This window comes from Octadecabacter ascidiaceicola (assembly GCF_900185015.1).
Classification (GTDB): Bacteria; Pseudomonadota; Alphaproteobacteria; order Rhodobacterales; family Rhodobacteraceae; genus Octadecabacter; species Octadecabacter ascidiaceicola.
In genome coordinates this window covers 699339-709629 of the sequence record NZ_FXYD01000001.1, presented here as the reverse complement: position 1 = coordinate 709629, position 10291 = coordinate 699339, and the positions used below count along the sequence as shown (strand labels likewise).

General features: G+C 56.2%; 8 protein-coding genes. 7 read left to right on the top strand and 1 reads right to left on the bottom strand.

The genetic code is table 11. The features are described 5' to 3' along the window. Positions 1 to 66 precede the first annotated feature (66 nt). From OCA8868_RS03505 to OCA8868_RS03490, 4 genes are all read left to right on the top strand, one after another. A complete protein-coding gene (locus OCA8868_RS03505; RefSeq protein WP_093995127.1) occupies positions 67 to 759 on the top strand; it encodes a tetratricopeptide repeat protein in 693 nt (230 codons plus the stop codon). A gap of 34 nt (positions 760 to 793) precedes the next feature. After that, complete coding sequence (locus tag OCA8868_RS03500) at positions 794 to 2122, top strand: PQQ-like beta-propeller repeat protein (RefSeq protein ID WP_245848014.1); 1329 nt, start codon at positions 794 to 796, stop codon at positions 2120 to 2122. Between the two features lie 49 nt (positions 2123 to 2171). Then, entirely contained in the window at positions 2172 to 3653 is a 1482-nt protein-coding gene (der, locus tag OCA8868_RS03495; RefSeq protein WP_093995126.1) for a ribosome biogenesis GTPase Der, read from the top strand. 72 nt (positions 3654 to 3725) lie between these two features. Next, positions 3726 to 4967, top strand: a complete 1242-nt coding sequence (locus tag OCA8868_RS03490; protein ID WP_093995125.1) for a phospholipase effector Tle1 domain-containing protein — start codon at positions 3726 to 3728, stop codon at positions 4965 to 4967. On the opposite strand, the gene serS is transcribed toward OCA8868_RS03490, so the two are convergent. After that, complete coding sequence (gene serS, locus OCA8868_RS03485) at positions 4964 to 6256, bottom strand: serine--tRNA ligase (RefSeq protein ID WP_093995514.1); 1293 nt, start codon at positions 6254 to 6256, stop codon at positions 4964 to 4966. The genes OCA8868_RS03490 and serS overlap by 4 nt on opposite strands. Positions 6257 to 6482: 226 nt before the next feature. On the opposite strand from serS, the gene yajC reads away from it, so the two are divergent. From yajC to secD, 3 genes are all read left to right on the top strand, one after another. Beyond that, positions 6483 to 6764 carry a preprotein translocase subunit YajC gene (gene yajC / locus OCA8868_RS03480; protein WP_093995124.1) on the top strand — a complete coding sequence of 94 codons (282 nt, stop codon included), beginning with the start codon at positions 6483 to 6485 and terminating at the stop codon, positions 6762 to 6764. Further along, positions 6761 to 7534 (top strand): preprotein translocase subunit SecD, encoded by a 774-nt coding sequence (locus OCA8868_RS03475; RefSeq protein WP_093995123.1) that lies wholly within the window; start codon positions 6761 to 6763, stop codon positions 7532 to 7534. The genes yajC and OCA8868_RS03475 overlap by 4 nt, the downstream gene beginning before the upstream one ends. Before the next feature lie 105 nt (positions 7535 to 7639). Beyond that, positions 7640 to 10279, top strand: coding sequence for a protein translocase subunit SecD (gene secD, locus OCA8868_RS03470; RefSeq protein ID WP_093995122.1), 2640 nt, complete (start codon positions 7640 to 7642; stop codon positions 10277 to 10279). Positions 10280 to 10291 lie beyond the last annotated feature (12 nt).

Below are 10291 nucleotides of genomic sequence, written 5' to 3'. Positions count from 1 at the left end.
TCGCCCGCCTCTTGTCCCCCCTTATCCCTTCACGATAAGAGGGGCGGGAAACTGCGTGAGGGCACTATGAGCAATTCAGAAAGCTTCATTGAAGAAGTCACCGAAGAGGTCCGCAAGGATCAGCTGTTTGGCTATATGCGCAAGTACGGCTGGATCGCTGTATTGGTTGTTTTGCTGATTGTTGGCGGTACAGCTTATTCCGAATACCGCAAGGCGCAGGTTACCAATGCTGCGCAAGCTGCCGGCGATGAAATCCTTGCGGCGCTTGAGATAGATGATGACGCAGAACGCGCGGCTGCCCTGCAAGCGATTGAGGCCACAGGTCCAGCTGCAGCAATTACTGGTCTTTTGACGGCATCAAACCTAACCGAAACGGGTGACATTGCAGGGGCGGCTGCGGCGTTAGAAGCCGTTGCTCTGGATGAAGAAGCACCGCAAGTTTATCGAGACTTGGCCGCGCTGAAATCGGTGATGGTGCAAGGCGATACACTGCCGATTGAAGAGCGTCGCGCGGTTCTGACAGGACTGGCTGCCGCTGGTGCGCCGTTCCGTTTGGTGGCGCAAGAACAGATCGCATTGCTTAGCGTTGAAGCTGGCGACATAGACGCTGCAACAACGCAATTCCTTGCCATCGCACAAGATGCGGAAACCACACGCGGCTTACGCGTTCGCGCTTTCAGCATGATTGAAGCAATGGGCGGTGACATTGAAGAACTTCTCGGCAATAGTGCCGCAACTGACGACGCGCAAGACAACTAAGAACCCCACCAAGGGGCCCGAAAAGGGGAATGATGTGACACGCAAGATTGTATCAGGCTTAAAGACGAAAACGCTTATCGCGTTGGCCCTAACGACCGCTTTGGTCGCGTGCGGCGAGAAGGACGTTATTTTGCCGGGCGAACGGCTTGATATTCGTGGTGATGCAGCAGAAGTGACTGCCTTTGTAAATGAAGCGCGCCCGATCTCATTGCCTGCTGCTTCTTTGAACACATCTTGGACGCACCGGAATGGCAGCCCGACGCACCGCATTGCGCATCCGACACTGGGTACCGCGCTTTCGCCGGTCTTTGCTGCAAACATCGGGGCAGGCGACAGCCGCCGTCTTCGTATTACGGCTGACCCTGTTGTGACAACGAATGCGATCTATACGCTTGATGCGCAAAGTCAGGTCGTTGCAACGTCCCCATCCGGCGCGCCACTTTGGGCACGCAGTGTTATTCCGGCATCTGACAATCCGCGCGATGCATCCGGTGGTGGCTTGGCCGTTACTGGAAATGTTTTGCTGGCGACCACTGGCTTTGGTGAAGTCGTAGCGCTTGATGCAGCGTCTGGTGGCGAGCTTTGGCGTCAGGATCTTGATGCGCCGGGAACATCCGCACCCACCATCCAAGGCGATCTGGCCTATGTCGTGGCCCGTGATGGCCGTGCTTGGGCGCTTGATCTGGACACAGGCCGCATCCGCTGGACACAAAGCGGAACACCGCCGACGTCTAACTTTTCTGGCGGTGCGGGCGCCGCGGTGAACGGCGAGTTTGCGATTTTCCCATTCCCGACAGGCGAAGTCCTCGCGGCGTTTCCCGAGGGCGGCTTGCGTCGTTGGTCCACTGTTGTGACAGGCCAACGTCCGGGGCAGGCGGCATCGAACATTTCTGACATTGCTGGTGATCCGGTGATCGATGGTAACCGCGTTTATGTTGGCAACTTCTCTGGCCGTGTTGTGGCGCTGGAAATCGCCAACGGCGGCCGCATCTGGACCGCAACAGAAGGCGCCGTTGGCCCTGTCTGGCCTGCTGGTGGATCCGTGTTCATGGTCAATGACCTTGGTGAATTGCTGCGTTTGGACGCAGATGATGGCACCGCAATCTGGCGTGTTGAGCTTCCCGGCTTTGAAGAAAACCGCGAGCGCCGTCAAAAAACCCGTTTCGCGCACTATGGCCCGATCCTTGCGGGTGGTCGTTTGATTGTAGCGTCTTCGGATGGCTTGGTCCGCCAGTTTGACCCAACGTCGGGCACGCTGGTTGGCACCATCGAAATCCGTGGCGGCGCTGCGTCTAACCCTGTTGTCGCGAATGGCACGCTTTACGTTGTGTCCAAGCGCGGTGAATTGCTGGCTTTCCGTTAAGCCCTAAACGGTGTAGTGCGCGTCTCTAACCTTATAGAGTCGTAATCCCATGTCTTTCACACTCGCCATTGTCGGCCGCCCGAATGTTGGCAAATCCACTTTGTTCAACCGCCTTGTCGGTAAGAAACTCGCGCTGGTCGATGACCAGCCCGGTGTCACGCGCGATTTGCGCGAAGGCCCAGCGCGCCTTGGCGATCTGCGTTTTACGGTGATTGATACCGCTGGCCTGGAAGAGGCCACGGACGAATCCCTGCAAGGCCGCATGCGTCGCCTGACGGAACGCGCCGTGGAAATGGCCGATGTCTGCCTGTTCATGTATGACGCGCGCACGGGCATTATGCCTGCTGACGAAGTGTTTGCCGATATCCTGCGCAAGAAAAACGCCAACGTCATTTTGGCGGCGAACAAGTCCGAAGGCAAAGCCGCCGATGCGGGCGTGATCGAAGGTTTCAACCTTGGTCTTGGTGAACCCATCCGCTTGTCCGCTGAACACGGCGAAGGTCTGGGCGAAATGTATGATGTGCTGATGCCGTTGTCTGATGCGTTTGAAGAACGCGCTGCCGCGGATACGCCAGAAACCGACGTTGATGTGGACGACGACGATCCGGACGCGCCACGCATTCCAACCAAAGCCAAGCCGCTACAAATCGCCGTTGTTGGCCGCCCCAATGCGGGCAAATCCACGCTGATTAACCAGATCCTTGGCGAGGACCGTTTGCTGACGGGGCCAGAGGCGGGCATCACCCGTGATGCGATTTCCGTGCAAATGGAATGGGACGACGTGCCTGTGCGCATCTTTGACACCGCAGGCATGCGTAAACGCGCTAAGGTGCAGGAAAAGCTGGAAAAACTGTCAGTCAGTGACGGACTTCGTGCGGTGAAATTCGCCGAAGTTGTCGTCGTTTTGCTGGACGTGGAAATTCCGTTCGAACAACAGGATTTGCGTATCGCTGACCTTGCTGAACGCGAAGGCCGCGCTGTGGTTCTTGCCGTGAACAAGTGGGACGTTGAACCCGAAAAGCAGGCCAAGCTGAAAGAGCTGAAAGAAGAATTCACACGCTTGCTGCCACAGCTAAAGGGCGCACCGCTGATTACGGTGTCCGCCAAAACGGGTCGCGGAATTGACCGTCTGCAAGAGGCCATCATGCGTGCGCATGAGGTTTGGAACCGTCGCGTCACGACTGCAAACCTGAACCGTTGGCTTATGGGCATGACCGAAGCGCACCCCCCCCCCGCACCGGGTGGCCGTCGCATCAAAATGCGCTATGCCACGCAGGTCAAAACGCGCCCGCCGGGGTTTGTTGTGATGTGTTCCCACCCCGACATGCTGCCGGAAAGCTATTCGCGTTACCTCGTGAACGGGTTGCGCCTTGATTTCGATATGCCGGGGACGCCGATCCGTCTGCATTTCCGATCACAGGCAGATAAAAACCCGTATAAAAACAATACGAAGTCAACGCCATCTCGTTTGCGTAAGCACTTGGGCAAGGCCCCAGCTGATCAGAAAAAGCGGTTCCGCGGGAATTCCTAAAGTCAGGTTTAGCTGACTTGACGTGAGGGTAAGTGCGCTTCAGCCTCTGGGTAAGCTGAAGAGGACAAGCCCATGAAACGCATCGCTATTTTTATTGATGGCACTTGGAACAGACCAGACGCCGAGCATCCGACGAATGTTGTGCGCCTGTCGCGATGTGTTGCGTCCCATGCGGTTGGCGGAATGCCGCAAGTTGTGTTGTATTCACCCGGTGTTGGGTCTGGGCGCGGCAATAACTGGGCTGCACGACGGATGGATCGGCTGCTGGGCGGGGCGCTTGGTTGGGGGCTAACGGATATCATTGAGGAGGCCTACCGCAACCTCGTGTTTTTGTATGAACCCGGCGACGAGATCATGGTGTTCGGCTTTTCGCGGGGTGCCTTCGCGGCGCGGTCTTTGGTCGGGTTGATCCGGTCCTGCGGTATTCCTGCGCGTGATAAATTGGCTGAAATCCCAGAAGCGATGCGGCGCTATCGAAGTCGTGCACCGGAAACACACCCTGATCATCCTGAAAGTCTGGCATTTCGCGCGTCGTTCGCGCCGCGTGTCTATGTGAACGACACAGAAGCCAAATGGCGGCGCAAGAATGGCGCACCGATCAACGACGCCGTGCGCCTTGGCATCGCCTATTTGGGGGTTTGGGATACGGTTAGCGCCCTTGGTTTGCCTGCGTTTCTACCTTTTGCCGAACGGTTTAATGCGCAGTATCGGTTTCACGATGCAGTGCTGACCAGCATGGTTCTCGCGGCGCGACATGCGATTTCAATTGATGAACGCCGCAAGACATTCCCCAGCTACCCGTGGTCCAACATGTTGGATTTGAACGTTAGATATAACAGCGAGTTGATCCCGACCCACATGCAGCAATGGTTTCCGGGCAATCATGGCTCGGTTGGGGGTGGGGGCTCACGTGTTGGGTTAAGCTCGATTTCTCTCAATTGGATTGCGCTTGGTGCGCAGCAAGCGGGGCTGCGGTTGGACTGGTCCGAAATGGACCGCGTGGCGACGCATTTTGATGTGACCGAACGCTTGGACAACAAATTTGGACCGGTCGGTTTGTCAGGGGCGATGATGAGCGCGATCTCAAATGATCGCGAAGGGCCGTCTGGTTTGGACGAGCTTTCTATGGCCGCAATTGACCGCTGTAAGGCTGATACAGATTACGAACGCAATCCGTCTTTGCGCCAGATTTACCATGAAATTCATGGTGTTGATGACGTACAGCGTGACTCCATTCGTAAAGCGCGAAAATGGGCAGATGGCGGGCACACCCATCTGCCTGATGAAATTTTGCGACCGCGTGAGTGGCTTTAGCTAAGTGAGCCGTCTGCGTTGATGGTCGTTTCGCCACCCATATAGCCGTGCAAGACCTTCGGAAGTGCTACTGAACCGTCCGCTTGCTGGCCGTTTTCCAACACCGCGATCAGGCAGCGCCCAACGGCTAGGCCGGAGCCGTTCAGCGTGTGAACGAACTGCGGTTTGCCACCCTCAGTCGGCTTGAAACGGGCGTTCATGCGGCGGGCCTGAAAATCACCTGTGGTAGAGACCGAACTGATCTCACGGTAGGCGTTCTGACCGGGCAACCATGCTTCGATGTCAAAAGTGCGACGCGCGCCAAAGCCCATGTCGCCAGTGCACAGCAGAACGGTTCTGTAAGGAATTTCAAGGCGTTCCAGCAAATCCTCGGCGCAACGCAGCATGCGTTTTTGCTCAGCGTCAGACTGATCTGGATGGGTCACGGAGACCATCTCGACCTTTTCGAACTGGTGCTGGCGCAACATGCCGGACGTATCACGGCCCGCGCTGCCAGCCTCGGAGCGGAAGCATAGCGAATGCGCGGTGTAGCGACGGGGTAGGTAGGATTCGTCGATTACGTGGTTCGCTGCGATGTAGGTCAGCGGGATTTCAGAGGTGGAAATCAGCCACATGCCCTCAGTCGTCTGGTAGCTGTCTTCGGCGAATTTCGGCAGCTTGTCGGTGCCATACATCGCGTCGTCGCGTACGAGGACGGGCGGGTTCACTTCGGTCAAGCCGTTCTCAAGTGTATGAATATCCAACATAAATTGGGATAGCGCACGGTGCACGCGGGCCACGGCGCCGGACATCAGAACAAAGCGGCTGCCGGAAATTTTTGCAGCTGTTTCAAAGTCCATACCGGGCTTAACGCCTTCGATTTCGAAGTGCTCAACAGGTTTGAAATCAAATTCGCGCGGGGTGCCCCAGGTGGAGATTTCAGCGTTGTCGTTTTCATCCGCGCCCATTGGTACATCGTCCGCAGGCAGGTTCGGGATCACGGCAAGACGGTCCGTCAGGGCGGCATCTTGCGCCTTGGCTTCGTCGTTCAAGGCTGCAATTTCTGCTTTCTTTTCAGAGACTAGCGCGCGCAGGCGTTCGAATTCTGCCTCATCACCACGCCCCTTAGCTGCACCAACTTCTTTGGCGGCTTTGTTGGCTTCGGCTTGCGCAGCCTCGGCGGCACCGATCTTGGCGCGGCGGGCCTCGTCCATGGCCAAAAGCTCCGACGACAGGGGCGCATCACCGCGGCGGGAAAGCGCCGCGTCAAAAGCGGCGGGGTTCTCTCGGATGGCGCGAATGTCGTGCATGGTTTTGGTCCTTGTTGCTAATTTGGTGCCGACCATATGGCGCAATTTTACCCCTTTGGGAAGCATATGGGTTGGGTATGGGTCCGGTATGGTTCTGGTATGGCAATTTGCACGTCAGAACCCCATATGAAATTGGCGCGACTGCGTTGCGAATCCTGCGATGCAAACGTAGTGTGCGCCAAATTGCGAGGGGGGTGCCTTCGCGTGCAATTAAGGAAAAGACCTCATGGAAGCTTTTGGCCAATTTATCCCGCTCATTCTGATCTTCGGTATCATGTATTTCTTGCTGATCCGTCCACAGCAGCAAAAGCTAAAGCAACATGCTGCGATGGTCGAAGCGCTGCGTCGTGGTGATCAGGTTGTGACGGCTGGTGGTCTGATCGGCAAAGTGTCCAAGGTTAAGGACGACGGCGAAGTTGAAGTTGAACTGGCGGCCGACGTGAAAGTGCGTGTTGTGAAGTCCACAATCGCACAGGTTCTCAATAAGACTGAGCCAGCAGACAAATGATCCGAAGCGCGCTCATAGCCCTTGGGCTGAGCGCGGGCGCGGTTGACGCCCAAGGCATGGTGCCAACGGCGCCTGTGCTGGAGTCCTGTGGCGGCACCCGATTGGTGCTGTCTGCGGCTGGCGCGCCGAGCGAAGAAAACCTTGATCGCGCATCTGATGTCGTGAGTGCGCGGATTGGTGGACTTTACGGCGGGGTGTTTGACTACACCGAGGTCGTTGATGACCAGATTTTGGTGTCACTGCCTGCGGGGATGCCGGTCGATCGTGACGGACTTTCCCAACTGCTTGAAAAAATCGACTTTCGGTTCTTGCAGGTTGTCGAGCGGGTGTCGTTGGACAAAACAGTTGATGCCCCTGATGGGTTCGCTGTTTTGCCACAGATGGATGATCCGATTCTGGGGTACATCGTTGAGAACGACCCCGTACTGGATGGAACTTCGGTTTTATCCGCGCAGGCGACGTTCGATCAGATGGGTCAACCTGCCGTTTCATTCCGATTTTCCGAAGAGGGCGGCAAAAGGTTTGGCGAATACACCGCCGAGCACATTGGTGAACCCTTCGCGATTGCACTGCGCGATGAAGTGATCACTGCGCCGACAATTCAGTCCGCGATTTGGGGTGGTTCTGGAATAGTTACCGGTAGTTTTGCGAACGAAGAAGCAGAGCGCCTTGCCGCGTTGATGCAAGGCGGCGTTTTGCCATTTGACCTTGATGTTCTCTCAGAAGAGAGCGTTGACGGGTCCGACCCGAGTGCGGATTTCTGCCCCTAGGCTGCGCATAGCCTTTGAATTTCACGCCTGAATATCAGTGCGTAACCCCATAATATAATGAATAAAATCCCGCAACGCGGTTGAGAGAAAAGACAGGACACCCTCATGTTGAAGATTGACCTTTGGAAACGCATCGCGATTTGGATGGTTGTTGCAATTGGTATCATCGTGGCCATTCCCAATGGGTTCTACGGTAAGGTTGAAACCTCTAATGATGCTGAGGCGATCTTGGCGGTTGAGGGGGCGACGAGCACGCCCGAGCTTGAGGCGGATGCGGCTTTGTGGCCGTCATTTATGCCGGATAACTTGGTGAACTTGGGCCTTGATCTGCGTGGCGGCGCGCAGCTGTTGGCCGAAGTGAAGGTTGAACAGGTGTACGAGTCGCGGATGCGGTCCATGTGGCCTGAGGTGCGCGATGTGCTGGCCGCGCAGCGTAATGTTGTCGGGTTCGTGACCGACGAAAGCAACGTCGAGGGTGAGCTGCGGGTGCGCATTTCGCAGCCCGACGGCATGGCGCGCGCGCTGGAATTGGTGCGCGGTTTGGCGCAGCCTGTTGTAAGTGTCACCACCGTTGGTGAGACTGATATCGAAGTTGTGCAGCTGTCTGACACGGACCTTATGGTTTCACTGTCTGAGGCCGAAAAGGTTGCCACGGATGACCGCACAGTGCGCCAAGCGCTTGAAATCGTACGCCGCCGGATCGACGAAGTCGGCACGCGTGAGCCGTCTATTCAGCGGCAGGGTGAAAGCCGTATTTTGATCCAAGTGCCCGGTGTCGGGTCCGCACAGGAAGTTAAAGACATCATTGGCACGACCGCGCAGCTTGGGTTCCATCCGGTTGTCGGGTCAACCGGCGATCCAGACGCGAGTGCTGGTGCGGGCAATATGTTGATCCCGAGCTTGGACCAAGAGGGTCTTTACTACATCGTTGAACGCTCGCCTGTTGTGACGGGGGAGGAGCTTGTCGATAGCCAGCCAACGTTTGACGAAAATAACCGTCCAGCGGTGACGTTCCGGTTTAACCCATCGGGTGCACGTCAGTTTGGCGATTATACCCGCGATAACATCGGATCGCCCTTTGCGATTGTTTTGGACAACGAAGTCGTAAGCGCGCCGAACATCGCTGCGCATATTTCGGGCGGGTCTGGGATTATCACGGGGCGCTTTACGATTGAGGAATCTACCAACCTCGCCGTGTTGCTGCGGGCAGGTGCGTTGCCTGCCGAGCTTGATTTTCTTCAAGAACAGACGGTTGGGCCTGACCTTGGGCAAGACAGCATTAACGCGGGTGCGATTGCCTGTGTCGTCGCGTTTGCACTGGTGTTGATTTATATGGTCCTCAGCTACGGATTGTTGGGTGTGTTTGCGAACGTTGCCTTGTTGGTGAACGTCGCACTGATCTTTGCATTGTTGTCGTTGATTGGCGGCACGCTGACCTTGCCAGGTATTGCGGGGATCGTTTTGACGATTGGTATGGCGGTGGATGCCAACGTGTTGATCTTTGAGCGTATCCGCGAGGAAAGTCGCACAGCCAAAGGGCCAGCTCGCGCGATTGAACTTGGGTATGAAAAGGCGCTGTCGGCAATTATCGATGCCAACATCACCACCTTCATCACTGCTGCCATTCTGTTTGCGATGGGGGCAGGGCCGGTACGTGGCTTTGCGATTACCCTTGGCCTCGGAATTATCACATCCGTGTTCACGGCGATCTTTGTGACCCGCTTGTTGGTCGTGATCTGGTTTGAGCGCAAACGCCCAAAACAGATTTTTGCGGGCAAGTATCTGCGTCTTGTAAAGTCCGAAACGGCGTTTGATTTCTTCAAACGCGGCAAGTTGTGGCTTGGGCTGTCGGGCATCATGGTCGTTGTGGCCTTCGTGTCTTTCATGGCGCAGGGGTTAAACTTCGGTATCGACTTCAAAGGCGGCACAACGCTGCGTACGGAAAGCACGCAAACGATTGATGTGGCTGAATACCGTGCGGCCGTTGACACGCTGGACTTGGGCGAGGTGACCATCACCGAGGTCTTTGATCCGACCTTTGGCGAAGACAAGAACGTCGCCACAGTCGCGATCCAAGCCCAAGATGGCGAAGAAGCCGTGACCAATGACACCATCCGAGCGGTGGAAGCAGCGTTGCAGACCATCGATCCAAATATGACATTCCCAGCGGTTGAATCCGTAGGCCCGACCGTGTCCGGTGAGCTGATCCAAAGCGCGATCATTGCTGTTGTTTTGGCGATTGGGGCGGTGTTGGCCTACATCTGGATGCGGTTTGAATGGCAGTTTGCATTGGGCGCAGTTGCCGCCTTGATGCACGATGTTTTGCTGACCATCGGTATCTTCTCGGCGCTGCAAATTCGCTTTGATTTGGCGATTATCGCGGCCTTGCTAACCATTGTGGGCTACTCGCTCAACGATACGGTGGTTGTGTTTGACCGTGTGCGTGAAAACCTGCGCAAGTATAAGGCCAAGGATCTGAAAGAGGTGTTGAACCTGTCCATCAATGAAACGCTTAGCCGGACGTTCATGACATCTTTCACCACGCTGTTGGCGCTGATTTCGCTCTATGTGTTGGGTGGTGATGTGATCCGCGGGTTCGTGTTTGCGATGATCTGGGGTGTTATCATCGGGACATATTCCTCCATCTTCGTGGCCTCCGCGACATTGCTGGTCTTGGGCGTGAAACGGGACTGGTCTAAGGACGCCAAAAAGGTCGGCGGGCAATTCGCCGACATTGATGCCTAAAGGAGCTTACCG

Bases quoted from the DNA above. Each gene is read 5' to 3' on its own strand.
- OCA8868_RS03505 (WP_093995127.1), top strand. From the start codon at position 67: ATGAGCAATTCAGAAAGCTTCATTGAAGAAGTCACCGAAGAGGTCCGC.
- der (WP_093995126.1), top strand. From the start codon at position 2,172: ATGTCTTTCACACTCGCCATTGTCGGCCGCCCGAATGTTGGCAAATCC.
- OCA8868_RS03490 (WP_093995125.1), top strand. From the start codon at position 3,726: ATGAAACGCATCGCTATTTTTATTGATGGCACTTGGAACAGACCAGAC.
- serS (WP_093995514.1), bottom strand. From the start codon at position 6,256: ATGCACGACATTCGCGCCATCCGAGAGAACCCCGCCGCTTTTGACGCG.
- yajC (WP_093995124.1), top strand. From the start codon at position 6,483: ATGGAAGCTTTTGGCCAATTTATCCCGCTCATTCTGATCTTCGGTATC.
- OCA8868_RS03475 (WP_093995123.1), top strand. From the start codon at position 6,761: ATGATCCGAAGCGCGCTCATAGCCCTTGGGCTGAGCGCGGGCGCGGTT.
- secD (WP_093995122.1), top strand. From the start codon at position 7,640: ATGTTGAAGATTGACCTTTGGAAACGCATCGCGATTTGGATGGTTGTT.